General features: G+C 61.9%; 27 protein-coding genes and 1 tRNA gene. 4 read left to right on the top strand and 24 right to left on the bottom strand.

What is annotated here, in order from left to right; all coding sequences use genetic code 11:
- The first annotated feature begins 146 nt into the window (after window positions 1–146).
- The gene (locus BW978_RS16690) at window positions 147–590 is read left to right on the top strand and encodes a metallopeptidase family protein (RefSeq protein ID WP_054150240.1); all 444 of its coding nucleotides are present in this window, start codon (window positions 147–149) and stop codon (window positions 588–590) included.
- 9 nt (window positions 591–599) lie between these two features.
- Here BW978_RS16690 and ftrA read toward each other — a convergent pair whose 3' ends face one another.
- Complete coding sequence (ftrA, locus tag BW978_RS16685) at window positions 600–1,628, bottom strand: transcriptional regulator FtrA (RefSeq protein WP_076396966.1); 1,029 nt, start codon at window positions 1,626–1,628, stop codon at window positions 600–602.
- Between the two features lie 69 nt (window positions 1,629–1,697).
- On the opposite strand from ftrA, the gene BW978_RS16680 reads away from it, so the two are divergent.
- Window positions 1,698–2,096, top strand: coding sequence for a rhodanese-like domain-containing protein (locus tag BW978_RS16680; RefSeq protein WP_076396965.1), 399 nt, complete (start codon window positions 1,698–1,700; stop codon window positions 2,094–2,096).
- Window positions 2,097–2,114: 18 nt separating this feature from the next.
- On the opposite strand, the gene BW978_RS16675 is transcribed toward BW978_RS16680, so the two are convergent.
- The 10 genes from BW978_RS16675 to obgE form a co-directional block, all read right to left on the bottom strand.
- Window positions 2,115–2,648: an RNA pyrophosphohydrolase gene (locus BW978_RS16675; RefSeq protein ID WP_076396964.1), complete on the bottom strand. Its 534-nt coding sequence runs from the start codon at window positions 2,646–2,648 to the stop codon at window positions 2,115–2,117.
- Window positions 2,649–2,655: 7 nt separating this feature from the next.
- Entirely contained in the window at window positions 2,656–3,837 is a 1,182-nt protein-coding gene (locus tag BW978_RS16670; RefSeq protein ID WP_076396963.1) for a divergent polysaccharide deacetylase family protein, read from the bottom strand.
- An 83-nt stretch (window positions 3,838–3,920) separates the two neighbouring features.
- On the bottom strand, window positions 3,921–5,240 hold the full coding sequence (locus tag BW978_RS16665; protein ID WP_076396962.1) for a S41 family peptidase: 1,320 nt from the start codon (window positions 5,238–5,240) through the stop codon (window positions 3,921–3,923).
- Window positions 5,230–6,717, bottom strand: a complete 1,488-nt coding sequence (locus BW978_RS16660; RefSeq protein ID WP_244551979.1) for a murein hydrolase activator EnvC family protein — start codon at window positions 6,715–6,717, stop codon at window positions 5,230–5,232. Before BW978_RS16660 ends, BW978_RS16665 begins: the two co-directional genes overlap by 11 nt.
- A 71-nt stretch (window positions 6,718–6,788) precedes the next feature.
- Window positions 6,789–7,271: a 23S rRNA (pseudouridine(1915)-N(3))-methyltransferase RlmH gene (gene rlmH, locus BW978_RS16655; RefSeq protein ID WP_006724334.1), complete on the bottom strand. Its 483-nt coding sequence runs from the start codon at window positions 7,269–7,271 to the stop codon at window positions 6,789–6,791.
- A gap of 104 nt (window positions 7,272–7,375) precedes the next feature.
- Window positions 7,376–7,735: a ribosome silencing factor gene (gene rsfS / locus BW978_RS16650; protein ID WP_236759261.1), complete on the bottom strand. Its 360-nt coding sequence runs from the start codon at window positions 7,733–7,735 to the stop codon at window positions 7,376–7,378.
- Window positions 7,736–7,920: 185 nt separating this feature from the next.
- Entirely contained in the window at window positions 7,921–8,517 is a 597-nt protein-coding gene (locus BW978_RS16645) for a nicotinate-nucleotide adenylyltransferase (RefSeq protein ID WP_076397114.1), read from the bottom strand.
- Window positions 8,518–8,554: 37 nt separating this feature from the next.
- A complete protein-coding gene (locus tag BW978_RS16640) occupies window positions 8,555–9,838 on the bottom strand; it encodes a glutamate-5-semialdehyde dehydrogenase (protein WP_076396961.1) in 1,284 nt (427 codons plus the stop codon).
- Window positions 9,831–11,006, bottom strand: coding sequence for a glutamate 5-kinase (gene proB, locus BW978_RS16635; RefSeq protein ID WP_076396960.1), 1,176 nt, complete (start codon window positions 11,004–11,006; stop codon window positions 9,831–9,833). Before proB ends, BW978_RS16640 begins: the two co-directional genes overlap by 8 nt.
- Complete coding sequence (gene obgE, locus BW978_RS16630; RefSeq protein WP_076396959.1) at window positions 11,006–12,097, bottom strand: GTPase ObgE; 1,092 nt, start codon at window positions 12,095–12,097, stop codon at window positions 11,006–11,008. The genes proB and obgE overlap by 1 nt, the downstream gene beginning before the upstream one ends.
- Before the next feature lie 87 nt (window positions 12,098–12,184).
- Here obgE and BW978_RS16625 point away from each other — a divergent pair, with 87 nt between their 5' ends.
- On the top strand, window positions 12,185–13,048 hold the full coding sequence (locus tag BW978_RS16625) for an endonuclease/exonuclease/phosphatase family protein (RefSeq protein ID WP_076396958.1): 864 nt from the start codon (window positions 12,185–12,187) through the stop codon (window positions 13,046–13,048).
- Window positions 13,049–13,093: 45 nt separating this feature from the next.
- Here the strand turns inward: BW978_RS16625 and BW978_RS16620 are convergent, their stop codons facing one another.
- The 4 genes from BW978_RS16620 to rplU form a co-directional block, all read right to left on the bottom strand.
- Window positions 13,094–13,669: a GNAT family N-acetyltransferase gene (locus tag BW978_RS16620; RefSeq protein WP_076396957.1), complete on the bottom strand. Its 576-nt coding sequence runs from the start codon at window positions 13,667–13,669 to the stop codon at window positions 13,094–13,096.
- Complete coding sequence (locus tag BW978_RS16615) at window positions 13,666–14,304, bottom strand: GNAT family N-acetyltransferase (protein WP_076396956.1); 639 nt, start codon at window positions 14,302–14,304, stop codon at window positions 13,666–13,668. Before BW978_RS16615 ends, BW978_RS16620 begins: the two co-directional genes overlap by 4 nt.
- 130 nt (window positions 14,305–14,434) lie before the next feature.
- The gene (gene rpmA / locus BW978_RS16610) at window positions 14,435–14,704 is read right to left on the bottom strand and encodes a 50S ribosomal protein L27 (RefSeq protein WP_054158048.1); all 270 of its coding nucleotides are present in this window, start codon (window positions 14,702–14,704) and stop codon (window positions 14,435–14,437) included.
- A 33-nt stretch (window positions 14,705–14,737) separates the two neighbouring features.
- Complete coding sequence (rplU, locus tag BW978_RS16605) at window positions 14,738–15,052, bottom strand: 50S ribosomal protein L21 (RefSeq protein ID WP_076396955.1); 315 nt, start codon at window positions 15,050–15,052, stop codon at window positions 14,738–14,740.
- Between the two features lie 275 nt (window positions 15,053–15,327).
- Between rplU and BW978_RS23595 the strand changes: the two genes are divergently transcribed.
- Window positions 15,328–15,445 (top strand) — tRNA-Ser (locus BW978_RS23595).
- Here the strand turns inward: BW978_RS23595 and phnN are convergent.
- The 9 genes from phnN to phnL form a co-directional block, all read right to left on the bottom strand.
- Window positions 15,446–16,039 (bottom strand): phosphonate metabolism protein/1,5-bisphosphokinase (PRPP-forming) PhnN, encoded by a 594-nt coding sequence (phnN, locus tag BW978_RS16600; RefSeq protein WP_076396954.1) that lies wholly within the window; start codon window positions 16,037–16,039, stop codon window positions 15,446–15,448.
- On the bottom strand, window positions 16,039–17,175 hold the full coding sequence (locus tag BW978_RS16595) for an alpha-D-ribose 1-methylphosphonate 5-triphosphate diphosphatase (RefSeq protein WP_076396953.1): 1,137 nt from the start codon (window positions 17,173–17,175) through the stop codon (window positions 16,039–16,041). Before BW978_RS16595 ends, phnN begins: the two co-directional genes overlap by 1 nt.
- A 4-nt stretch (window positions 17,176–17,179) precedes the next feature.
- On the bottom strand, window positions 17,180–17,881 hold the full coding sequence (locus BW978_RS16590) for a DUF1045 domain-containing protein (RefSeq protein WP_076396952.1): 702 nt from the start codon (window positions 17,879–17,881) through the stop codon (window positions 17,180–17,182).
- Window positions 17,882–17,934: 53 nt separating this feature from the next.
- Window positions 17,935–19,461 carry a phosphonate ABC transporter, permease protein PhnE gene (gene phnE / locus BW978_RS16585; RefSeq protein WP_076396951.1) on the bottom strand — a complete coding sequence of 509 codons (1,527 nt, stop codon included), beginning with the start codon at window positions 19,459–19,461 and terminating at the stop codon, window positions 17,935–17,937.
- Between the two features lie 7 nt (window positions 19,462–19,468).
- Window positions 19,469–20,431 (bottom strand): phosphonate ABC transporter, permease protein PhnE, encoded by a 963-nt coding sequence (gene phnE / locus BW978_RS16580; protein WP_054150287.1) that lies wholly within the window; start codon window positions 20,429–20,431, stop codon window positions 19,469–19,471.
- An 82-nt stretch (window positions 20,432–20,513) separates the two neighbouring features.
- Window positions 20,514–21,419 (bottom strand): phosphonate ABC transporter substrate-binding protein, encoded by a 906-nt coding sequence (phnD, locus tag BW978_RS16575; protein ID WP_076396950.1) that lies wholly within the window; start codon window positions 21,417–21,419, stop codon window positions 20,514–20,516.
- 78 nt (window positions 21,420–21,497) lie between these two features.
- Window positions 21,498–22,355 (bottom strand): phosphonate ABC transporter ATP-binding protein, encoded by an 858-nt coding sequence (phnC, locus tag BW978_RS16570; RefSeq protein ID WP_069042812.1) that lies wholly within the window; start codon window positions 22,353–22,355, stop codon window positions 21,498–21,500.
- Window positions 22,356–22,476: 121 nt separating this feature from the next.
- The gene (locus BW978_RS16565; protein WP_076396949.1) at window positions 22,477–23,091 is read right to left on the bottom strand and encodes a DapH/DapD/GlmU-related protein; all 615 of its coding nucleotides are present in this window, start codon (window positions 23,089–23,091) and stop codon (window positions 22,477–22,479) included.
- A complete protein-coding gene (gene phnL / locus BW978_RS16560; RefSeq protein WP_076396948.1) occupies window positions 23,088–23,795 on the bottom strand; it encodes a phosphonate C-P lyase system protein PhnL in 708 nt (235 codons plus the stop codon). The genes BW978_RS16565 and phnL overlap by 4 nt, the downstream gene beginning before the upstream one ends.
- Between the last annotated feature and the right edge of the window lie 11 nt (window positions 23,796–23,806).

The following is a 23,806-nucleotide window of genomic DNA, read 5'->3' as shown; positions in this document are numbered from 1 at the left end:
GATGAATTGTTCTCTATTTGTTCCTATGGATTCCAGAGCTTCGCGGAAGAGTCAACCGGATTCAAATGAGAATTTATTCCTCGGTTGAATTCACTCTCGAAATACCGTCGCAAACATCCTATATCTGCGGGCAGTAAGGAGTATTCATGGCCCGCATAGACCAGAGCGAGGATTGGCGCGAACGACACGCCCCGACGATCAGCACATTCGAGTCGCTGGCGATCGAGGCCTATGGGCACCTGCCGCAGGAGTTCCGCGACCTCAGCCGCGATCTCATCATCGAGATCGCCGATTTTCCGACCGATGAAGTGTTCGAGGATATGGCGCTTGAGACGCCCTTCGACCTGCTAGGCCTGTTCGAAGGGCGCGGGATTTCCGAGCGTTTTTCGATGGAGACCGGCATGATGCCGAACCGCATCATCCTCTATCGCCGCCCCATCCTCGATTACTGGGCCGAAAACGAGGAGACGCTGGGCGACATCATCACCCATGTGCTGATCCATGAGATCGGCCATCATTTCGGCCTTTCCGATGATGACATGGAGCGGATCGAGGAAAGCGCCGAAGAGGCCGCCGCTGCTGAGCGGTAGGTCCGGCTATCAATTCTTGCCTGTGTGCCCGAAGCGGGCCCGGTAGGCGGCGGGGCTGGTTTGCAGCCGGGTGCGGAAATGATGGCGCAGGGTCGCCGGTGTGCCGAAGCCCGATGCGACGGCGATGTCGTCGAGTGACAGGGTTGCCCTGCGTTCCAGAAGATCGCAGGCATGGCGCAGTCGGCGGGTTAGCAGGAATTCGCCGGGGCTGTGACCTGTGAGATCGCGGAAGCGGCGCTGGAAGGTCCGGTTGCTCATCCCGGCCCGTGCTGCCATCTCGGCCAGTGTCACCTCGCGCTGCAGATTGGCCTCGATCCAGTCGATCAGCGGCCCCATCCGCTGTCCTTCGCGTTCCTGGGGCACCGGCCTTACGATGAATTGCGCCTGCCCCCCTTCCCGATGCGGCGGGACCACAAGACGGCGGGCAACGCTGTTGGCGGCTTCAGTGCCGAAATCGCGGCGGACGACATGCAGGCACAGATCGATGCCGGCGGCACTGCCCGCAGCCGTCAAGATCTGACCCTCGTCGACATAGAGCACATCGGGATCGAGATGGATTTCGGGATGTCTTTGCGAAATCGTGTCGGCATAGCGCCAGTGGGTCGTGGCTTTCCGGCCGTCAAGCAGGCCGGTCGCGGCCAGCACCGCCACGCCTGAACACAGCGACATCAGGCGCGCTCCCCCGGCATGCGCCACGCATAACGCCTCGATCAACGATACCGGAACAGGCTCGTCGATCCCGCGCCAGCCGGGCACGACGATCAGATCAGCCTCCTTGAGGAGTTCCAGCCCACCTGAAGCGCTGACCGTCAGACCGCCGGCGGCGCGCAGAGGCCCTGGCTCGATCGCCGCCGTTGCGTGACGATACCAGTCCTCTCCCATTTCCGGTCGCGCAAGGCCGAAGACCTCAATGGCAACCCCGAATTCGAAGGTGCAGAGGCCGTCATAGGCGAGTGTGACGACGCGTGGTCCTTTAAGCGGCGAGGATGGACAAGGGGATGCCGATGTCATTGGCGTAATCTTTACGCATGTTGTCATTCACGCCAGTTTTCCGAATTCCCGGGAAAAGGCAAGTTCTAGATAACAACGACCGAACAGGAGCCTGCCATGCCAAGCCTCGTCAGCGAAATTCCCGCCGCCGATCCCGCCCTTGTCGCCCAGCATTATCAGGCGCGGCTCGCCTTCGAGACCGACTGCTGGGATGTGCATGAGGTGATGAGCGGCGGCGAGGCGGACTTTGTGCTTCTCGACGTGCGCGGACCGAAACTGTTCGAAAGGGGGCATGTGCCAGGCGCGATCAATCTGCCGCATGGCAAGATGACCGAGCGGAAGATGGCGGAATGGCCCTTGGATACGCTGTTCGTTGTCTATTGCGCCGGACCGCATTGCAACGGCACGGATCGCGCGGCGCTCAGGCTTGCGCGGCTCGGGTGCCAGGTCAAGGTGATGATCGGTGGCATGACCGGCTGGGCGGATGAAGGGTTTGAGATCGCAACCGGCGTCTGAACGGATGGGCGGCGTTTCTCACCCCGCCAGATGGGCGAACTCGGCGACGACCTCTTCGTAAACGCGGCGTTTGAAGGGAACGATCAGGCCTGGAAGCTCCTGCATCGGTTTCCAGTCCCAGGCGTCGAATTCTGCCTGATGGCCACCCGGCGGTGGGTTGATGGCGATTTCGCTTTCGTCGCCTTCGAAGCGGAAGGCGAACCAGCGCTGGGTCTGGCCGCGGAACTTGCCGCGCAGGCCAATCCCGATCAAATGCGCCGGCAGGTCGTAATTGATCCAGCGACCGGCTTCGGCGAGCAGGGAGACGGATTTCATGCCGGTCTCCTCATAAAGCTCGCGCATGGCGGCCGGTAGCGGATCTTCGCCTGGATCGATCCCACCCTGCGGCATCTGCCAGAGTTGCGGCGAACCGTCATATTCCGAATTGCCTTCGGAGAGGCGGCGTCCCGCCCAGACGAGACCCTCGCGGTTTAACACCATGATCCCGACACAGGGGCGATAGGGCAGGTCTTCAGCCTTCACCTGGGGCTTGGTCGATTGGGGCTCGGTCATGATATCCTCAGGGGCTGTTGTCGTTGGCGAGCACCGAAACGCCGACGAATTCGATGCCGCGGGCGACTGCTTCATTACGCCATTCGGCGACCGCTGCAATGGTCTCGTCGAAGGCCGCACCGACGCCGATCGCCTGGCCGTTGCGCCGCGCAATACGCTCCAGTTCATCGAGCTTCGCCAGGATCGCCTGGCGATCCACCTGCGCGTCGATCATCACATCCGAATAGGCATGCGGGAAGCCGATCGCCTTGGCGAAATCACCCGACAGCGAGCGCGCGGTGGAGCCGTCATCGAGGAACATCAGCCCGCGCTTGCCGATATCGCGCATGACAGGGTCCATGGCCTTGTCGTCGGCGAGGAAGCGGGCGCCCATATAGTTCATGATGCCGGTGTAGTTGGTGATCTGCGCCATGGCCTGATGCAGGTTGGCGATATTGGTCTCTGCCGTCTTCTCGGCCAGCAACGCGCCGCGCCCCGGATCGTTGGCCGGATAATCGAAGGGCTCCATCGGCACCTGAAGAACGATCTCGTGTCCCTTGCGGCGCGCCTCCTGCATCCAGCGCTGCAGGCTGTTGCCCGTTGCGGCGAAAGCGAGGGTGATGTCCTCGGGCAGTTCGCGGATCGCCTTCTGGCTGCCGGTCTGGCTGAGGCCGATGCCGCCAATGACGATCGCGATCCGTGTGCCGCGTGCGCCGGACCAGGGCCTTGCATAGAAATCGACCGGGCGGAGGCCGGAAGTAGACACGGCAGGAAGTTCGCCCGCATCGGTAAGTTCGATCAGGTCTTCATTGGGCTGGCCGGCCAGTCGCGGATCCTGGGTCGATGCGGTACCGATGATCACCGGTCCCTGTCGACCCGTCGGGCTGAAGGTCGTGACGACATTGCCGTCTTCTGTCGTGGTGCGGCGGAGCACGGCTCCGTCGTTCGGACCGCTCCTGACGATGCCGGCTGCCTCATTCTGCGGTTCACTGCTTGCCGGGGTGTCTGGAGCCTCGGCGGTTTCCGGTGGTGCAGGGGCGAGATTGATCGGCGGGACCGCGCGCAGGTTTGCCGGGGACAGGGCCGTCCATGCGGAAAAGCCTGCAAGGGAGACAACGGCAAGAACAGACGCAAGACTGGACAAAGCAGAACTGCCTTTGCCTGGCTTCTTGTCCTTGCGCTCCTGTCCGAGCGGTGCATGAAGATCCATGCGATACTTCCAGTGATGTCGGCAGTCCGGATACAGAAAGACCGCCCGCGTATCAGGGATACGCGGGCGGTCGGATCAGATACTTACTGCAGCGCGGCCTTCTGCGGATCGGCGGGGAAGGCCGGATCGGTCTTCACGCCACGCAGCAGGTCGAGTGCATGGTTGAGCTGGACGTCGTCCTTGGCTTCCGGCGGCACGTAAGCAACCGAGCCGGAGCCTTCCTCGTTCTCGTTCTGGCCCTTGATATGGCCAGGAAGAGAGGATTCGCCTTCGGTCCGCACCTTGCCCTGAAGCTCTTCCGGAAGCGGCTGCTCGACCTTGATGTCGGGCTCGATGCCGGTTCCCTGGATCGAGCTGCCGGACGGGGTGTAGTAGAGTGCCGTCGTCAGGCGCAGTGCGCCCTTGTCGCCCATCGGGATGATGGTCTGCACGGAACCCTTGCCGAAGGAGCGGGTGCCGAGCACGGTCGCACGCTTCAGGTCCTGCAGCGCGCCGGCCACGATTTCCGATGCTGATGCCGAACCGCCATTGATAAGCACGACCACCGGCTTTCCGTCAGCCAGATCGCCTGCGGTGGCGTTGAAGCGACGGGTATCCTGCGGATCGCGCGAACGGGTCGAAACCACTTCGCCACGCTCCAGGAAAGCGTCGGAGACGTAGATTGCCTGATCGAGCAGGCCACCCGGGTTGAGACGCAGGTCAAGGACATAGCCCTTCAACTTGTCTTCCGGGACTTCCTTCTTGATCTTCTCGATGGCGGCTTCAAGGTCGTCATAGGTCTTCTCGGTAAACGAGATGACGCGGAGATAGCCGACATCGCCCTCGACGCGCGACTTGACGGCGCGGATCGCAATAATTTCGCGGGTCACGGTGATGTCCAACGGCTTGTCGGCACCCTCGCGCAGGATGGTAAGCTTGATCGGTGTATTAACTGCACCGCGCATCTTCTCGACGGCTTCCTCAAGCTTGAGGCCGCGAACGGATTCGCCGTTGATCTCCGAGATGAAGTCGCCTGCGAGGATCCCGGCCTTGGAGCCGGGCGTGTCGTCGATCGGCGTGATGACCTTGACGAGTTCCTCTTCCATCGTGACTTCGATGCCGATGCCGCCAAATTCACCGCGCGTCTGGGTCTGCATGTCCGCCGCATCCTTGGCGTTCATGTAGACGGAGTGCGGATCCAGCGAGGTCAGCATGCCGTTGATGGCACTTTCAACCAGCTTGTTCTCGTCCGGCGGTGTCACGTATTGGGCGCGAATGCGCTCAAAGACATCGCCGAAGATCGACAGTTCACGATAGGTGGAATTGCCCGCAGCCTGAGCCGGAACACCCGCCGAATAAATGACGCTCATCGCGGTTGCGCCCATCAATGCGCCGACGAGGAGAAGAGAGACCCTACGTATCATTCTGTGCCTTTCCAGAATCGCCTCCGGCCCACCAGGGACGGGAATCAACCGGTTTACCGTCTTTCCGAAGTTCAATGTAAAGCGTCGGCCGATCGGTTTCCAGCGCCAATACTGTCGCGCTTGCCACTCTTTTCTCACCCATGGTCGCCAGAGGCTCCCCAGAGAGGACGAACTTGCCTTGGCTCGTGCTGATCCGGTCCATGCCGGACAGCACCATATGATAGCCGTCGCCCGTATTTAGAATGATCATCTGGCCGTAGCTTCGGAAATTTCCAGCAAACACTACCCATGCATCCGCCGGTGCGGTCACGAGCGCTCCTGGCTGTGAGGCAATGACCATGCCCTGAGCCTGGTGCCCTGTCCCGTCCGGGTCACCGAACTGACGCAGGGTTTCGCCGGCAGCCGGCAATTCCAGTTTCTGCTTCAGATCATTGAACGGATATGCTGGCGCAATGCGGTTTTTATCGGGCAATCCAGACTGCGCGAGCTCCAGCGCGCGGGCCTTCTGCTCGTCGCTCATCTGGCTGCGTCGTGCCTCTTCGGCGCGGGCAAGTTCTGCCGCCTGGCGCACCGAGGTGATCTCGCTTTCGAGCGACTGGATCAGGGCCTCCATCGTTGAGGCACGCTCGGCAAGTGCCTCCGATTGCTTGCGTTCTGCCTGCAGCTGCAGCGAATTCGTGCGGGCGAGCCGATCGTTTTCGACGACGAGAAGATCCATCCGCCGCTCTTCTTCCTGACGGTTGGCGATGGCCGCGACAAGGCTGTCCATCTCCTGCTTCCCCGCATTCCTGAGCGCGATCAACTCTTCGAGATCGGCGGCCAGCTTGTCCGTTTCATGGCGAATGCCGGGGACGACCGCACCCAGAAGGATCGCTGTGCGAACGGAGCCGAGTGCGTCCTCGGGACTGACCAGCAGGGCTGGCGGCGGATTGCGACCCATCCGCTGGAGAGCAGCCAGGACTTCCGCCAGCGTCGCCCGACGCTCCCGGAAGGAGCCTCGGATCTCATCTTCACGCAGGCCAATATCGGCGAGCCGCTTCTCGCCCTCGCTGATCTGATTTTCGATGTCCTTGCGGCGTTGGGCCGATTCGATCAGCGCCGTCTTCAGGCTCTCCGAGGTCTTTTCCAGCTCCGCGATGCTGTTCTCGAGTTCGGTCGCCTTTTCTTCCGACAGCTTCATGCTGGCGGCGATTTCCTGCAATTCCGAGCTCACCTGATCGCGTTTGGAACGCAGTTCGAGGGCTGGATCAGTCGCTGGACCTGATACGACACGGTCGCCCGTGGTCGCCTGCGCCGGCGGCAGCGCGCCAGTGGTGGTACCAGTATCCGCAGGCGTGTTCTGTTGCGCATGGGTCGAAAGGGGGGATGCCGACGCCAGGAGTGCCGCCAGAACAAAGGCCGCCGCCAAGCCAACCTTGCGGCGGCTGCCGTCGATCAGACGTGCATTGTCATTGGCTGCAGTGGGCAAAGGCTTCATCCGGTTCGGCGGGAAAATACGCTGATTTGCGAACAAGGCAAAGGTATGCCGCGCCGATCGTGATCAGCGCCTCAAACACGGTGATAGGGATGTCCCGTCAGGATGGTCACGGCCCGGTAAAGCTGCTCGGCAATCAGGATGCGGACCAGCTGATGTGGCCAGGTCAGTTTGCCAAGATTGAGGACGAGGCGGGCGCGATCACGGAGGTCCGGGTCGATGCCATCGGCGCCGCCGATGACGAAGGCCATGTCGCGCTGGCCGTTGTCGGCCGCATCACCGACGAATTTCGCAAATTCGGCACTGTCGAAGGCCTTGCCGCGCTCGTCGAGGACGACAATCAGCGCGCCGTCGGGGATCTGGCGGGAAAGCTCCTGGGCTTCCTCGCGCTTTCTCGTGTCGGCATTGCCGGCGCGGCTTTCGTTCAGCTCCACGGAGCGCGTGAATTCCAGGCCGCATTGCGGTCCGGCCTTGGCGAAGCGGTCCAGATAGCGGGACGCGAGTTCCTTCTCCGGACCGGCCTTCAGCCGGCCCACGGCATAGATGCCAATTTTCATGCGGGCAGTCCCAGTTTCAGGTCACGAAACCATCTCTATCGGCAGCAAGAGCACTGCCGTGTCAATCCGGCTTCGTGACCGTCCTTGAAGACGGCCGGCCGTTTTCAGTGCAGGCGATCCTCGATATCCGGCGTGGCCCACATCCTTTCCAGGTTGTAGACCTCACGAATTTCGGGTCGGAACACATGAACGATGATGTCTCCCGTGTCGATCAGGACCCAATCCCCATTCTCAAGGCCTTCGACGCGGGCTGAACCCAGGCCTTCGTCCTTCAAATCGGAAATGAGGTGTTCGCTGATCGCCGAGACATGACGGTTCGAGCGTCCGGATACGACCACCATGTAGTCGCCCAGCGCCGATTTTCCGGCAATGTCGATAGAGACGATGTCTTCTGCTTTCGAGTCCTCGAGGCTTGCGAGGACCAGCTCAAGCGCACGGGCTGCAGCATCGGCGCCACGTTCCATGCTCTTCGGGATGGCGCGGGAGGCGCGTCCCTTGGTGTGTACTGTTGTCAGAGTTCGTCCTTTCCTTGGCAAAACAGAACAGCACGTCTGCGATTCTCATAACTGAGATCGCAGACAAAAGGTGGCATCGATCCATTAAACTTTCAAGGCATGGTCGCAGATGCGCGTGCTTCGCGCCGTTGTCGTCATTGTCGCACGGTGCCGGCTGCCGCTCGGATCGCCGACGAGCTCAGCGTCGAGCGTGGCCCATGAATGAAGGTCCAGGCCGGCGCCCGCTTCTGCCACAGCACGCCAGCATCCTCCTCATCGACACGTGCATAGTCGAAGGTGCGGGCCATCTTCGAGGAGAGATAGGCGAGCGTCGAGCCGGGTCGGTCGATCACGGCGATCGGGAAGGTGGTGGCGATCTTCTGCCAGCGCTGCCAGCGATGGAAACCGGCGAGATTGTCGGCCCCCATGATCCAGACGAAATGGGCATGTGGATTGCGAGTACGGATGAACTCGAGCGTGCGTGCGGTGTAACTCGTTCCGAGCGTTTTCTCGAAGGCGGTAACTTTGATGCGCGGATCCGTGGCCAAATGCTCGCAGGCCTTCAGGCGCTCTGCGAGAGGCATCAGCTCCGTTCGGCTCTTCAACGGGTTGCCCGGTGTCACGAGCCACCAGAGCTGGTCAAGACCCAGACGCCGCAAGGCAATCTCGGCCACCAGCAGGTGTCCCGGATGCGGCGGGTTGAAGGAGCCGCCGAAGAGGCCGATCACCATGCCGCGCTCGACATGCGGCATCACGATATGGCGATGGGCGAGCGCCGTTTCCGCCACGTCAGGGACGAACCTGGCCGGTGCCGCGGACGCGGTACTTGAAGGATGTCAGCTGCTCGACGCCCACGGGCCCGCGCGCATGCATTTTTCCGGTCGCGATGCCGATCTCGGCGCCCATGCCGAATTCGCCGCCATCGGCAAACTGGGTCGATGCGTTGTGTAGCAGGATGGCGGAATCGATCTCGTTGAAGAAGCGTTCGACGACGGCTGGGTCTTCGGCGATCACGGCTTCGGTGTGGTTCGAAGAATAGCGAGCGATATGATCGATGGCGCCACTGATGCCGTCGACCACGGCGACGGAAATGATCGCGTCGAGATATTCCGTGCGCCAGTCCTCTTCTGTTGCCGGCTTGAAGCCTGGCATGACCCGGAGCACTGTCGCGGAGGCGCGGACTTCGCAGCCCGCTTCGGTCAGCGCCTCGATCAGGGGCTGCAGATGGGTACCGATTGCGGCACTGTCGATCAGCAGGGTTTCAGCCGAACCGCAGATACCGGTGCGGCGCATCTTGGCGTTGACGACGATCTTCTTCGCCATCTCCAGATCGGCGGAGCCGTCGACATAGACATGGCACAGACCTTCGAGGTGGGCGAAGACCGGCACGCGGGCCTCTTGCTGCACGCGCGCAACGAGGCTTTTTCCCCCGCGCGGCACGATTACGTCGATCGATCCTTCGAGGCCGGATAACAGCGCGCCGACGGCGGCACGATCGGTGGTCGGCACAAGCTGGATGGCGTCAGCGGGCAGGCCGGCGGAGAGAAGGCCCTTCACCAGGCAGGCATGGATAGCGCGCGACGAATTGGCCGAATCCGAGCCGCCGCGCAGGATCACGGCATTGCCGGCCTTCAGGCAAAGGGCTCCGGCATCGGCTGTGACGTTGGGGCGGCTTTCGTAGATCACGCCGATGACGCCAAGCGGCGTGCGAACGCGCTCGATATGCAGGCCGTTGGGACGGTCCCATTCGGTGATGACAGTGCCGACGGGGTCGGCCAGTTCGGCAATCTCGCGCATCGACCGGGCGATCGCGGCGATACGATCAGAATTCAAGGTGAGCCGGTCGATGAAGGATGCGGCAAGGCCTGACTCTGCCGCATCCTTGAGATCGATCGCATTGGCCGCGAGAATGTCAGCCTCGGCCGTCATCAAGGCGTCGGCCATGGCGAGAAGTGCCTGGTTCTTCGCTTCGGTCGATGCGACAGCCAGCGGTCTTGCTGCCGCGCGGGCGCGGCGGCCGATGTCGAGCATCAGGCCTTCGACGGAGTTCTGGTTCGACACGGTATCATGCATGGGCGGCATCCTTCCGGTCACCGGCTGCGGCTTCGCGCTGGCCGAGTTCGGTCATGACGAGGTCGTCGCGATGGATCATCGCAGCGCGACCGGCATAACCGAGGATATTCTCGATCTCGTTAGATTTGCGGCCGCAGATGCGGCGCGCTTCATCGGCGTCGTAACCCGCCAGACCGCGAGCGATCTCGCGACCTTCGATCGTGACGATTGAAACCGTATCACCGCGATGGAAGGCGCCGGAGACGGAGTGGACACCGGCCGGCAATAGACTCTTGCCCGAGCGCAGCGCGCCTTCGGCGCCGTTGTCGACCTGAATCGTTCCCGCCGGCTGGAGCTGACCTGCGATCCAGGTCTTGCGTGCCGTCACGGGCGACTTGGAGGCCGCAAACCAGGAATGGCGGGCTCCGTTCTCGATCGATGACAGCGGGTTCATCGTCTTGCCGGAAGCGATGATCATGGCGCAACCGGCGCTGGTCGCGATCTTGCCGGCATCGATCTTGGTGCGCATGCCTCCACGGGAGAGTTCGGAGGCAGCCCCTCCGGCCATGGCTTCGATTGCGGGCGTGATTTCCTCGATCGTGTCGAGGAACTGTGCCTCAGGATCGAGGTGCGGCGGGGCCGTATAGAGGCCGTCGATATCGGAGAGCAGCACAAGCAGGTCGGCACCGGCCATGGTCGCTACTCGGGCTGCCAGGCGGTCGTTATCGCCGTAGCGGATTTCGGTCGTGGCGACGGTGTCGTTCTCGTTGATGATCGGGATGGCGCCGATCTTCAAGAGCTGGCTGAGGGTGGCGCGGGCGTTCAGATAGCGCCGGCGTTCCTCGGTGTCGCCGAGCGTCAGCAGGATCTGTCCGGCGACGATCTGGTGGCGAGACAGGCTCTCCGACCAATGACGGGCAAGCGCGATCTGGCCAACCGCAGCACAGGCTTGGCTCTCCTCAAGCTTGAGGGCGCCGGAGGGCATGTCGAGCACGGTGCGGCCGAGCGCAATAGCGCCCGAGGAGACGACGAGAACGTCGGTCCCACGGGCTTTCAGGGCTGCGATATCGTCACAGATCGCATCGAGCCATTGCTTGCGGATCCCGGAACCGCGATCGACCAGAAGGGCGGATCCGATCTTGATGACGACCCGCTTGACGCGGGAGAGCGAGCGGAGCCGGGTGGACATCAATCGTCGCCTTCTCCGTCGTCGAGGCCGGCTTCCAGATTTCCGTCGTCACCCCGCTTGCGGCGGTTCTTCTCGCGCTTTTCGGGCAGGGGCTGGTTGCCCTGGGCAGCGACGATGACATCGCGCAGGGCCCGCAGTGCATCCGTCATGCCCTTGCCGGTGATGGCCGAGAGCAGAAGCGGTGTCTGGCCGCAGGCCTTTTTCAATTCCGCCGACTTCTTCTTCAGTTCCGCTTCGTCGAGCACGTCGATCTGCGAGAGGGCAACGATTTCCGGCTTGTCATCCAGGCCGCCGCCATAGGCATCGAGCTCATAGCGCACCGTCTTGTAGGCCTTGCCGACCTCTTCTTCCTGAGCGGAAACGAGATGCAGGAGAACACGGGTGCGCTCCACATGGCCGAGGAAACGGTCGCCGATGCCGACACCTTCATGGGCGCCTTCGATCAGGCCCGGAATATCGGCGAGGATGAACTCGCGTTCGTCGATGGTTGCAACGCCGAGGTTGGGGTGCAATGTCGTGAAGGGATAGTTGGCGATCTTCGGCCGGGCACGGGTGACGGATGCCAGGAATGTCGACTTGCCGGCATTGGGCAGCCCGACGAGACCAGCATCGGCGATCAGCTTCAGCCGCAGCCAGACGGTCTTTTCCTCACCTTCGAGGCCCGGATTGGCCCAGTCCGGTGCCTGATTGGTCGCGGTCTTGAAATGGGTGTTGCCGAAGCCGCCATTGCCGCCCTTGGCGATGCGGAAACGCTGGCCCTCGACCGTCATGTCGACGATCAGGGTTTCGTTGTCTTCCTCGAAGATCTGAGTGCCGACCGGAACTTTGAGCGTCACATCGTCGCCATTGGCGCCGGTGCGGTTGCGGCCCATGCCGTGGGTGCCGGTCTTGGCCTTGAAATGCTGCTGGAAGCGGAAGTCGATGAGGGTGTTCAGCCCGTTGACGGCCTCGACCCAGACGTCACCGCCACGACCGCCGTCGCCGCCGTCAGGTCCGCCGAACTCGATGAACTTTTCGCGCCGAAATGACACAGCACCGCCGCCGCCGTCGCCGGAGCGAATATATACCTTAGCCTCGTCGAGAAATTTCATCTTGCTGCCGTCAATTCTTCTGTCAGGTTCTGCGCGGAGAGTTGCGGCCATCGATATAGCCGCTTGACGCGGAGGTCAAAGAGTATCGTGAAGTTCGTCAGCTACAACATCCAGTATGGCTTTGGCCAGGACGGGCGTTTTGATCCTGTGCGTATCGCCGAGAGCATACGAGGTGCGGATGTGATCGCTCTGCAGGAAGTGACCCGAGGCTACAGTCGTAACGGATACGCCGATCTGGTCGAGACCTTTTCCGCATTGTTTCCGGACTACTTTGCGGCCTTCGGCCCGGCCTGCGACGTGCTGGTGGATCATACCACGATCGAGGGGCGGCTTCACGAACGGCGCTTCCAGTTCGGCAACATGGTGCTGTCGCGTTATCCGATCCGGGCCAGCCGCAACCTGCTTCTGCCGCGCAACCGCACCTTCGACAAGCTCAACCTTCAGCGCGGCGCGCTGGAGACAGTCATTGATGCGCCGGGCGGGGCCTTGCGCGTCTATTCCGTTCACCTTGACCATGTGTCGCCTGACGAGCGGCTGGCACAGATCGCCTTTCTCAAGGAGCGTGCCTGCCATTTCATCAACGAAGGCGGCGCCTTGACCGGTGCCGTCGAATTTGCGGTTTCGGATCCGCCGCTGCCGGCGGAATTTTTGATCATGGGCGATTTCAACATGCAGCCCGAAAGCCCCGAATACGTGGCCATGGTCGGTCGGAACGATGCGTATTACGGACGCGCGCCGCGGGCCGGCTATGCGACGGATGCCGAAGCCCATCTGAAGGCCCGCCCGGCGGACGGTTACAGCTGGATCAGCGAGGATGGGTGGCGTCGCATGCATCTGGACTACTGCTTCGTCAGTGGAGGCCTCGTTCATCGCCTGAAGGCCTGCCGGGTGGACAATTCTGCTCGCGGCTCAGACCATTTTCCGGTCTGGGTAGAGCTCGCGGGGACATGAACTCCGGGCGGTGAACGCCCGGAGCATTGTCGGCTATGCTTTGCGTCAGCGCGCTGCAAAGTCTGCTTGCGAGAGCCGTGACTCCACAAGCGGTGCCATGGCGTTGCGTGCCTTCGAGTAGACATCCCGGACGCCAATGGTCCGAAAGCCGCGTGCCTCCAGCAGACGCAGAGAGGCCGGGTTATCGGCGAAGGCGCCACCGAGGATCTCGGCCTGCGGCATACGCTGGAAGAAGCGCTCAAATGCTCCGTCCACTGCTTCCGTCATAAGGCCACGGCCCCAGTAGAAGCGATTCAGCCAGTAGCCGATGTGCCAGAGGCCGTGCCGGAGCTCCAGGGAGGCCACGCCGACATGTACGCCGTCGAGCGTGAGGGCGAGATGCCAGTCGGGTTTCAACCCTGATGTCACCATGTTCAGCCAGTCGCGACCGTCCTCCCGATCATAGGGAGCCGGCACGCGCGTCAACATGCGGACGACGCTGAAATCGCTGAGCGAGGCAGCGATCGCATCCGCGTCCTGCATCCGGTGGGGACGCAGGACGAGGCGCTCCGTTTCGATGACCGGGCAGGGGCCTGGTACTGCCGACTTGATCGCCGGCCTTTCTGCCAGCATCGCGCTCATCGCATCTCTCCCCAGCTCTTAAGCGACAGCCAGGTCTTGCGGTCGAGCCTGTACCATTCGACGGGGACGGTGCCGCCCATGGCGAGGTTACCGACCATGCCGGTGCCCTGGAACTGGAAGCCCGACTTCTGGATGACGCGGCGCGAAGCGATGTTGGTCACCCGGCAGCGCGCATCGATGCGAGATACCCATTCCCGGGTCCGAAACGCCATGTCGATCAGCGCATGGGCCGCTTCGGTGGCATACCCCTTGTTCCAGTAGGGTTCGCCTAGCCAGTAGCCCAATTCCAGCGTCGTATCGTCGACAGGGTTGGGCTCCATCGCGCAGCAACCGAGGAACTCGCCATTGTCCGCTTTGGTGATGGCATAGACGCACTTGCCGATCTCGCCGATATTCGTGCGTCGCACGAAGTCGGCCGCGTCTTTCGCCGTGTAGGGATGCGGCATGCGCGCCACCATGGTGGCGATGGCGGCGTTATTGGCGAGATGGGCAAGGGCGTCGATGTCTTCGATGTGGGGTGCGCGCAGGACGAGCCTTTGCGACAATAAGACAGGGCAATCGCTCCTCGGCCGATCGGGCCTTGGCTGTTCGTCGGGTGACCGTGATTGGTCATCCCTCAACATCAGACTTTGCATGGTTCAGTCTCCTTCGTTGGACAAGAAAAAGGGGGAGATGGTGTCCCATCTCCCCCTTTTTCTCAAAACTGAACCTTGCGAGCTCAGCCGGGTCGATGAGACACCGGCTGTTTTTTAAACGCTACCGGCTTTATTCTGCTGCTTCGGCTTTCGGCATTACGGACACGTATACCTTGCCATTGGCCTTGGTACGGTACGCGACATTGCCTTCGATGAGCGCAAATACGGTGTGATCCTTGCCCATGCCGACATTGGCGTCAGGATGCCACTGCGTACCGCGCTGACGCACGATGATGTTGCCCGGAATGACGGCTTCGCCGCCGAACTTCTTCACGCCGAGGCGCTTGGAATTGGAATCGCGACCGTTGCGCGAGGAACCGCCAGCTTTTTTGTGTGCCATTGGATTGCTCCTTTAAACCTAGTTATCAGCGTTTCAGGCTGCGACGATATCGGTGATGCGCACCACAGTGTGGTGCTGACGATGGCCGCGCGAACGCTTAGAGTTCTGACGACGACGCTTCTTAAAGGCGATGACCTTCTTGCCACGCATCTGTTCGACAACTTCGGCCGTGACCTTGGCGCCAGCCACGAAGGGCGCGCCGATGGTCGCTGTTTCGCCTTCGCCGACGATCAGGATCTCGGTGAATTCGATGGTTGCACCAGCTTCGGCTTCCAGCTTTTCGATGGTCAGCACGTCGTTGGCGTTAACGCGGTACTGCTTACCGCCGGTTTTGATGACTGCGAACATTGTTTATCCTTTCATGTTCGTTCCGGCTCTCCCCTTGCGAGGGGCCGTCTTTTTGCCAGTCGGAGGAGCGGAACCTTCGTTCCGCCAGTTCAACTTCGCGTATCGCGAAGAACACAAGGCGCAGTTCACCCACGCTTTTAGTCGAGGCTCGCATACGTGAGGGCATTCTAGGTGTCAAGACAAAAGCCGGAAAAACCGTCATATTCGCTCTTGCATGGGGGGTGAGTTGCCGCTATGAGACAGCCCGCGCCACTGAGCGCCGACCAATGTGACCGGAGAGGTGGCTGAGTGGTCGAAAGCACCGCACTCGAAATGCGGCATACTCGCAAGGGTATCGTGGGTTCGAATGGGTCGGTATCGTGCGCGGTCGCGCTTGGCCACCTGGGCTCACCATCACTCAGTGTGCAAAAATCCCTCGATCATTTGCACAAGCTCGTTGCCAGCCCGTTCCAGATCACCACTGTTGTCGATGGTGATGACTGTGAGATCTGCGGGGAGGGGGGCAGTGGTTCGGGTGAGGCGGGCTTCGATTTCCTCTGTCGTCTCGCGACCGCGGGCTGCGAGGCGCTTTGCCAGCACGTCGGCGCGTGCGGTCACATTGACCACCACGAGATTGGGGAAGGCCGCGTGCACGCTTGCAAGGGCGGAGCGGGATCCGTTGACGATCAGCGTGCGTCCTTGAGCGAGGTCCGTACGGACATCGAGCGGAATGCCGTAGCCAAGGCCGTGGGCCTTCCAGCTCACGGCAAATGCTCCGGAGCTGACAAGCCGTTCGAAAGTTTCGGGGCTGACAGCGTCATGGACTTCGCCGCCGGTCTCTTCTGGGCGCGTAATGGTCCGTCGCACGAAGCGGACGTCATCCCGGTCGGTGAAGTGTCGGCGGGCAATGTCCAGGAGGCTGTCCTTGCCCACACCGCTCGGGCCGACGACGACGACGAGAGTTCCGGTGGCTTTTTCCAAAGATGCGTTTGATGCGGCGTGCGTCATCACGCGACCCGCCGCCCTTCTCGCCACACGGCGCGGATCACTGGCACGCCTTCGTCACGGCGCACACGCACGAGATCTGCGCGAAGGCCCGGGGCGATCCGCCCACGGTCGTCAAGGCTCACCGTCCGCGCGGGCGTCGCCGTCACCATGGCGATCGCCTGGGGCAGAGAGATGCCGTCGATCTCGTCGGCCAGCACGAAGCTCGCATGCAGCAGGCTCAGCGGCACGTAATCGGACGAGAGGACGTCGAGCACACCGCGCTTGGCCAGATCACGGGCGGCGATGTTGCCGGAATGCGATTTACCGCGGACAACGTTGGGGGCGCCCATGAGCACGCTCATGCCCGACTGGTGCGAGGCTTCGGCGGCTTCGATGCTGGTCGGGAATTCGGCGAGCTTGACGCCGTGTCCCTTGGCCTCTTCGACATGGGCCAGCGTCGCGTCGTCATGGCTTGCGACCGTGATACCGCGCCCGGCGCAGGACCTGGCGAGAGTGTCGCGATGCAGGGCTGAATAACGCTCGGAGAGCGAAAGCCGGCTTTCGACGAAGCGGGCGAACTGCTCGTCAGTCAGGCCACGCTTGGTTTTGTAGTAGAGTGTGTACTGTTCCATCGTCTGAAACTGACGCTGGCCCGGCGAATGGTCCATCAACGAGACGAGACGCACATGCGGATCGTTCTCGAAGTCAGCGAAATGCTCAAGCACGTTGTCGGAGGCGACCTCGCAGCGCAGGTGGATCAGGTGCTCGGCCCTGAGCCTGTCGTCCCGTTCCGCGGCCTGAATGGCGTCTGCCATGTCGCGCATCTCGCCCTTGTCGAAGCCGCCGTCCTCGTCGGAGCCCATGCGCAGGCAATCGAAGACGGTGGTGATGCCCGAGGTGACGATCTGCGCATCATGGGCCTGAATGGCCGAGGTCATGTGCCAGCGCACGCCGGGGCGGGGGGAATAGTGTGATTCCAGGTGATCCGTGTGGAGCTCGACCAGGCCGGGGATCAGATAATCGCCGCCGAAGTCCTCGCCGCTGCGGCTCGAACCCTCGTCGATCGCGGCAACACGACCGTCACGGATCACGACGCTTCCGTCTAGGATCCGGTCTTCGAGAACGATGCGGGCGTTGGAAAAGATCTGTTCGGACATGGGGTCAGCCGTTTTGTTGGGCTGCCTTTAAAGGCAGCCATGAATGGACAAGGAAGGGGGCGCCACGCTCAGGCTCAATAAAGAGCGCGAGGCCATCGATCCGGAGGGGGCGGCCGTTGAATTCGGCGAAGCGGAGGTTGAGCACATTGGCCATGGCAGGCGACTGGGCGTCGGATACAGGCCCGGTCAACGTCATGTGGAAACGGAACTCGTCAAAGACATAAGGATAGCTCCAGCGCATCAGGTTTTCGCGCTGGCGCGGAGGCAGGCTGTCCGGCTTGCGCCTTGCGACATCCGCTTCGGAGAGCGGGGCGCGGAAGGGCTCGAAGGTTTCTACGACATCGGCTGCGAATTGCTGCAGCGGCGGATGAAGTGTCTCGGGAACCAGGGCGAAGAACGGCCCAAGCTGGCCGACGATAACCGAGGGGACTTCGAAGGCCACCGTTTTCGCGGCGAACGCGGCAAACTCGGCAAGCAAATCAGCTTCGCTCACGCCTTCGGCCAGGTGAAAGGGCGCCTTGAGCGTCGCGTGAAAGCCGTATCGCCGGGGATCGGCCGTCAGGGCATCCAGTTCTTCCGCCGGAAAATCCGTTTCGGCCGTTCTTGGATGTTCAATCCCGGTGAAGGCATCGCGTCCCAGCCAAGCCGCTGCCGTCTGGCTCAGCGGTGCGTCGGCGCAGGGTGCGAAGTATAGGGCGTAACGCAAGGGTATGTCTTTCGTGTGTAGTGGCGCGGAAACGGACCCCGCGCCCTTAAGAATCAGTGGCGGCTCTTGCCCATTAGGCGGGAGCGCAGGCTATTGGAGATGCCGTCGAATAGGAACACCACGATCAAGATCAGGAGCACCATGTAGGCGACATTTTCCCAGTCGGAATTGGTGCGCATGGCTTCCCAGAGTTTGAGGCCGATGCCACCTGCGCCGACCGCGCCGATGATGGTTGCCGATCGTGTGTTCGATTCCCAGAAATAGAGGGCCTGGGAGGCAAAAACCGGCATCACCTGCGGCAGTACACCGAAGCGCTGGACGGCCGCTGCCGGCGCTCCGACAGACTTCACCCCCTCGCGCTGCTTATCGTCGATGTTTTCCAGCGCCTCGGCATAAAGCTTGCCGAGCGTGCCGGTGTCAGTGACGAAGATTGCCGAGATGCCGGCAAGCGGCCCAGGGCCAAAGGCGCGGGTGAAGAACAGCGCCCAGATCAGCATGTCGACCGACCGAACGAAGTCGAAGAAGCGCTTGGTGATCTGGTTGACCGGCCGGTTGCGGGTGATGTTGCGCGCCGCAATGAAGGAGAGCGGGAAGGCGACCAGCATGGCGAGCAGCGTGCCCATGAAGGCCATGACGATGGTCTGCAGGAGCTTCGTCCAGACGTCGAGATGCTGCCAGGAGGCATTATACAGAATGTTGTTCCAGGCGAGTGCCAGATTGCTCATCTTCGGATCGATTCGTTCGCCGGAGGTTATTGTCTGCCAGACTTCACCCGATGAGAGGCCGAAGAAGGGCGAGTTGGTATCAAAGATGAAATTTTCCCAGCCGAAGAAGCGTTTGCGGACGCGGACGCGATCCGAGGAGACGTCGAGCCAGCCGGCCGAGCCGAAATAGGCGATTACGCGGCCGCCTTCGAGGCGCTGTTCCACCCAGTCGGGACGTGCGCCTTCGACCGTCACGGTGTCCCTGGCGGGATCGAGCAACAGGCTCACCGTTTCTTCGCCGCGAACAAGTGTGACGCGATCACCGGCAATGTCGATACGGGCCGTGCCGGAGAGTGCCACCTGTGCTTCGGTGATCACTTCCTCGGAGGTTGCTTGCGCTGTGGCGACATTGGTCTCGGTACCCGAGGTCGCAGTTGATGCCTGCGGATTCGGGGACGCCATGAAGCTGAATGTCGAGTTCGGCGTGGAGGTTGCCGGGGCCGGCGCGGCTGCTGCAGGGGGCTGCGGTTCGGACCGGGTGATCGTTTCGCGTTTCGTCTCGATCCAGTCCGGGTTCGGGTTTGGTCCGATGGGATCGAAGCGCGGATAATTGATCGTCAAGGCCCCGTCGCGGTCGATGTCGAATTCCGGGCGTATCTCATAGGAGACCCAGTCGGCAAGGTAGTTGCCGGCGATGCCCCAATTGGCCTCCGACATCGTTTTGCCGATGGCGAAGAACCACCAGCAAAAGAGGAAGTAGAAGGTCAGAATGCCAAGCGAAGCTGGAATGCGGTAGCGTTGCCAGAGGCTGCGCTCCAGCACCTGCGGATAGCGTTCGGCCAGACGGTTCAGTTCGGCAGCGTTCATCATGGACATCGAAACCTCACGTGACCGACTGGAAAGACTGCTCGCCGACGAGCTTGCGGCGCAGCCATGCGGAGAACTGGTCGACAGCGATGACTGTCGACAAAAGCAGCAGGATGATTGCGAGCGTCTTGGCCTCGTGGCCCTGACCGATGGAAAGGCGCAAGGCTTCGCCGATGCCGCCCCCGCCGACTGCGCCAATGATCGTCGAGGCGCGTACGTTGATTTCTATGCGCAGCAGGAAGTAGCTCATGAAATTCGGCATGACCTGAGGCGTGATGGCAAACCAGACGCGCTCGAACCAGTTGGCGCCGACGGCTCGCAGACCTTCGTCCGGCCGCATGTCGGCATTCTCAATGACTTCGAAGAACATCTTGCCGAGTGCGCCGATCGTGTGGATCGTCACCGCGATGATCGCAGGGATGGGACCAAGCGAAAGGATGGCCAGGAAGAAACCTGCGATGACCACTTCCGGAAAGGCGCGCAAGATCTCCATGAAACGGCGCACCGGCCAGCGGATCCAGGCGCTCGGCATGGTGTTCTTGGCTGCAAGGAAGGCGAGCGCATAGCCGAAGATCATCGCGATCACGGTGGACAGGAGCGCGATGTTCACCGTCTCCAGCATCTTGTGGAAGTATTCGGGGATGTAGAGGCTGTCGGTGATGTAGAACCGACCCTCCGGATAATTGTATTTCAAGCTGCCGTCGTCATAGGGGGAGGGCAGGTCGAACAGGGCCCGCCAGATCTCCCAACCGTCGCGGGGGACGAGTTCGCCCACGAAGTCAAAAAGGTAGGGCAGGCGGTCGAAAAACTTGCCGGCATTGGTGTCGTTGGCGAACCAGAGCGAACCGGTCACGGCGAGGAGCAGGATCACCGCGCCAAGGCCGGTATAGATGCGCCGTTTCGCCGCCAGTTCCTGCCAATGGCGCTCGACGACTGCGCCGCGCTCGCTCAGGGTGGGCTGTGTCGCCGTCATGGCCATCACCGCAAATCCTTTGGAAAAGACTTCAAGGAAAGACCGCCGGCGGTGTCCCGGCCGGCGGTCCTATTGGTTTCGTCAGCGATCAGCCGCCGATGGTTGCCTTGCGGGCGTCGATGATCGGCTTGTAGAAGTCGACGTTGACTTCGGTGTAGCCCGAGAAGTCGCCCCCCTGGACTGCCGAGAAGCAGGCCGGATCAGACTTCGGAAGATCGACCATGAACTGCTTGAATTTGGTCTTCATGTCGTCGTTCATCGAGGTGCGGACAACGATCGGGCCGTTCGGGATCAGCGGGGACTTCCAGACTTCGACGAGGTCGTCCATGTTCAGGACGCCCTTGTCGACCATCTTGCGCAGGTTGCCAGAAGAGTAACCGTCCTTGAAATCGCCAACGCCCGAACCCCAGGTGGTGCCGACGTCGAAGGTGCCCTTGACGACTTCGAGAACCAGGTTCTCATGGCCGCCGCCGAAGCCGGTGGAGGCGACGACCTGGTCGACCGGAGCGCCGAGGGCTTCCGGCAGGGTGACGAGGGGGACGAGGTAGCCGGAGGTCGAGTCCGGATCGGCGTAGCCAAGCTTCTTGCCCTTGACGTCTTCGATCTTGGTGATGCCCGAATCCTTGCGGGCAACCATAATCGAGTAGTAGCCGCTGGAGCCGTCGGTCTGGACGGTGGTCAGGATCGGCTCTACGGCGTCTTCCTTGGCGAGGTAGACCTTGGCGAAGGCAGAAGCGCCGAGCTCGGCGTAATCGAGCGTGCCACCAAGCAGGCCCTGAACGACGCCATCATAATCGGCGGCCGGGAAGAGCGAGACCTTCTCGACGCCGAGAGCGGCCGGAAGCTTTTCGGTCATGCACTGGAAATTGCGCAGACGGTCGGCTTCGTTTTCGCCACCGAGAATGCCGATGCGGAATTCCTTGAGGTCTTCGGCGTGAACGCTGGAAGCCAGAGCAACGAGAGCCGCCGTGGCGAGCAGGGTCTTCTTCAACATGAGTGCATCTCCTGTTTCGTAGGATGAGGGAATGTCTTGCGGTATTGCCCTTGTCGCAGGGCCAGCGATCTTCGTGGCTCAGGCCTCGGCAACGGCGAGAGGGCGCAGGCCAGCGGATGGGATCTTGCGTTGTTCGTTGTCCTGATGCGCGATGTTGATGCTCGTCGAGGTCATCGTTTCATCGATGCCGGCACCATGCTGGTCGGCGCCGTAGATTTCGTGCACTGCCTCGGCCGTGAGCTCTGCTGGCGTGCCGTCGAAGACGACGCGGCCCCGCGCCATGCCGATGATGCGCTCGCAGTAGTTGCGGGCGGTGTCGAGCGTGTGCAGGTTGGTCATGACGGTGATGCCTTCGCGCTCGTTGATGTCGCGCAGCGCATCCATGACGATCTTGGCGTTCAACGGGTCGAGCGAGGCGATCGGCTCGTCGGCGAGGATCATCTTCGGTGACTGCATCAGGGCGCGAGCAATCGCGACGCGCTGCTGCTGGCCACCGGATAGCGTTCCGGCTGCCTGCAGGGCGGTTTGCTCGATGCCGAGCCGCTCGAGGGCGGCGATCGCCATCAGGCGCTCTTCGCGGGTGAAGACGTTGAGGATCGAAAGGGTTGTCGACCGATGGTTCAGGCGGCCAAGCAGTACATTCGTCAGCACGTCGAGACGTGGCACGAGGTTGAACTGCTGGAAGATCATGGCGCAGTCGCGCTGCCAGTTGCGCAGCGCCGTGCCGTGCAGATTGGAGATCTCGAGATCGTCGAAACGGATGCTGCCCGAGGTCGGATCGACCAGGCGGTTGATCATGCGCAGCAGTGTCGACTTGCCGGCGCCCGAACGGCCGATCACACCAACCATCTGGCCGGCGGGGATCTCGAGGGTCACCGAGTCCACGGCCTTGGTTGTCCCGAACTGGCGGGTGAGATTGTCCAGCCTGAAGAGCATCGTCTTTCCTTCGCCGTCATTGATTGCGGTGCTGGGAATGCATTAACGCTGGTGCGTGAAGCCGGAATGTCAGAATTGTGTAGAATTTGTTAAACTGTGTAAGCCTCTGAAATATTTGCGATTAGGCGTATTTTTCGAGGAAAGCTTCAGTGTCCATGTGACGAAAATCGTCGAGTGCGGCGAACAGCCGGTCGTGATCCCAGTCCCACCAGGCGAGCGCCTGCATGCGTTCGGCAACTGACTTTGGAAATCGTTCACGGATGAGCCTGGCCGGGACTCCACCGACGATTGTGTAGGGGGCTACATCGCGTGACACGACGGCGCCGGCGCCGATCACCGCACCGTCGCCAACGGTGACGCCTGGCAAGACAGTTGCCCCGTGACCGATCCAGACGTCATGGCCGATCACGACGCGGTTTTCGCGACGCCAGGCGAAGAAGTCGTGATCGTTCTCGGCACCGTCGAAATAGTCCGCCGCGCGATAGGTGAAGTGGTGCAGCGTTGGGCGCCAGGTCGGATGGTTGGTCGCGTTGATGCGCACGGCGGCCGCGATGTTGGCAAACTTGCCGACCGTCGCACACCAGATGGAGCCGTCCTGCATGATGTAGGAGTAGTCGCCCATTTCCACGTCTTCGAGGCGGCAACGATCGGCGACTTCCGTGTAGCGGCCAAGCGTCGAATTCACGACCCGTGCCGTCTCGTGGATGAGGGGAGCGACCCCGAGCTTCTTCGTCATGCGGCAGCCTTTCGCGGCGAAAACTGCATGACGTCGAGGATCCGGTCGGCCACGGCCTCGCGGACTTCCTCGTCGTGGAAGATGCCGAGCAGCGCGACGCCTGCTTCCTTCTTGGCGCGGATCATCGAGACGACCACGGCGCGGTTCGTCGCATCGAGCGAGGCGGTGGGCTCGTCCAGCAACAGCACGGCATGATCCGTGATGAAGCCGCGTGCGATATTGACGCGCTGCTGCTCGCCGCCGGAGAAGGTCGAGGGGGGCAACTGCCAGAGATCGCGCGGCAAGTTTAGCCGGCTCAGGAGTTCGCTCGCGCGGTCACGCGCTTCCTCAACTGCAATGCCGCGAGCGACGAGCGGTTCGGCCACCACGTCGAGTGTTGAGACACGCGGGACCGTGCGCAGGAACTGGCTGACATAGCCGAGTGTGCCGCGCCGGACTTCGAGCACCGTACGCGGATCGGCGCTGGCGATATCGACGATGCGGCCGCCGTGATTGACCAGGATCTGTCCCTGATCAACGGCGTAGTTGCCGTAGAGCATCTTGAGGATCGAGCTCTTGCCGATGCCAGAGGGGCCGCCGAGCACGACGCATTCCCCGGCTGCCACCGAGAAAGATACGTTGGAGATGACCGGCAGGACGAGCCCGCCGCGTAAGTGCATGGTGAAGCTTTTCGATACTTCCGAAACAATGAGGGGCGTGGCCATTGATATCTCCG

It is taken from the genome of Rhizobium sp. RU33A, from assembly GCF_900156055.1.
In the GTDB taxonomy this organism is placed as follows: domain Bacteria; phylum Pseudomonadota; class Alphaproteobacteria; order Rhizobiales; family Rhizobiaceae; genus Allorhizobium.
The sequence above is the reverse complement of the archived record's forward strand: the minus strand, read 5'-3'. Positions and strand labels throughout refer to the sequence as shown.

Coding starts and splice junctions, on each gene's coding strand:
- BW978_RS16690 (WP_054150240.1), top strand. CDS start 147: ATGGCCCGCATAGACCAGAGCGAGGATTGGCGCGAACGACACGCCCCG.
- ftrA (WP_076396966.1), bottom strand. CDS start 1,628: ATGACAACATGCGTAAAGATTACGCCAATGACATCGGCATCCCCTTGT.
- BW978_RS16680 (WP_076396965.1), top strand. CDS start 1,698: ATGCCAAGCCTCGTCAGCGAAATTCCCGCCGCCGATCCCGCCCTTGTC.
- BW978_RS16675 (WP_076396964.1), bottom strand. CDS start 2,648: ATGACCGAGCCCCAATCGACCAAGCCCCAGGTGAAGGCTGAAGACCTG.
- BW978_RS16670 (WP_076396963.1), bottom strand. CDS start 3,837: ATGGATCTTCATGCACCGCTCGGACAGGAGCGCAAGGACAAGAAGCCA.
- BW978_RS16665 (WP_076396962.1), bottom strand. CDS start 5,240: ATGATACGTAGGGTCTCTCTTCTCCTCGTCGGCGCATTGATGGGCGCA.
- BW978_RS16660 (WP_244551979.1), bottom strand. CDS start 6,717: ATGAAGCCTTTGCCCACTGCAGCCAATGACAATGCACGTCTGATCGAC.
- rlmH (WP_006724334.1), bottom strand. CDS start 7,271: ATGAAAATTGGCATCTATGCCGTGGGCCGGCTGAAGGCCGGTCCGGAG.
- rsfS (WP_236759261.1), bottom strand. CDS start 7,735: ATGGAACGTGGCGCCGATGCTGCAGCCCGTGCGCTTGAGCTGGTCCTC.
- BW978_RS16645 (WP_076397114.1), bottom strand. CDS start 8,517: ATGCCGCATGTCGAGCGCGGCATGGTGATCGGCCTCTTCGGCGGCTCC.
- BW978_RS16640 (WP_076396961.1), bottom strand. CDS start 9,838: ATGCATGATACCGTGTCGAACCAGAACTCCGTCGAAGGCCTGATGCTC.
- proB (WP_076396960.1), bottom strand. CDS start 11,006: ATGTCCACCCGGCTCCGCTCGCTCTCCCGCGTCAAGCGGGTCGTCATC.
- obgE (WP_076396959.1), bottom strand. CDS start 12,097: ATGAAATTTCTCGACGAGGCTAAGGTATATATTCGCTCCGGCGACGGC.
- BW978_RS16620 (WP_076396957.1), bottom strand. CDS start 13,669: ATGAGCGCGATGCTGGCAGAAAGGCCGGCGATCAAGTCGGCAGTACCA.
- BW978_RS16615 (WP_076396956.1), bottom strand. CDS start 14,304: ATGCAAAGTCTGATGTTGAGGGATGACCAATCACGGTCACCCGACGAA.
- rpmA (WP_054158048.1), bottom strand. CDS start 14,704: ATGGCACACAAAAAAGCTGGCGGTTCCTCGCGCAACGGTCGCGATTCC.
- rplU (WP_076396955.1), bottom strand. CDS start 15,052: ATGTTCGCAGTCATCAAAACCGGCGGTAAGCAGTACCGCGTTAACGCC.
- phnN (WP_076396954.1), bottom strand. CDS start 16,039: ATGACGCACGCCGCATCAAACGCATCTTTGGAAAAAGCCACCGGAACT.
- BW978_RS16595 (WP_076396953.1), bottom strand. CDS start 17,175: ATGTCCGAACAGATCTTTTCCAACGCCCGCATCGTTCTCGAAGACCGG.
- phnE (WP_076396951.1), bottom strand. CDS start 19,461: ATGTCCATGATGAACGCTGCCGAACTGAACCGTCTGGCCGAACGCTAT.
- phnE (WP_054150287.1), bottom strand. CDS start 20,431: ATGGCCATGACGGCGACACAGCCCACCCTGAGCGAGCGCGGCGCAGTC.
- phnD (WP_076396950.1), bottom strand. CDS start 21,419: ATGTTGAAGAAGACCCTGCTCGCCACGGCGGCTCTCGTTGCTCTGGCT.
- phnC (WP_069042812.1), bottom strand. CDS start 22,355: ATGCTCTTCAGGCTGGACAATCTCACCCGCCAGTTCGGGACAACCAAG.
- BW978_RS16565 (WP_076396949.1), bottom strand. CDS start 23,091: ATGACGAAGAAGCTCGGGGTCGCTCCCCTCATCCACGAGACGGCACGG.
- phnL (WP_076396948.1), bottom strand. CDS start 23,795: ATGGCCACGCCCCTCATTGTTTCGGAAGTATCGAAAAGCTTCACCATG.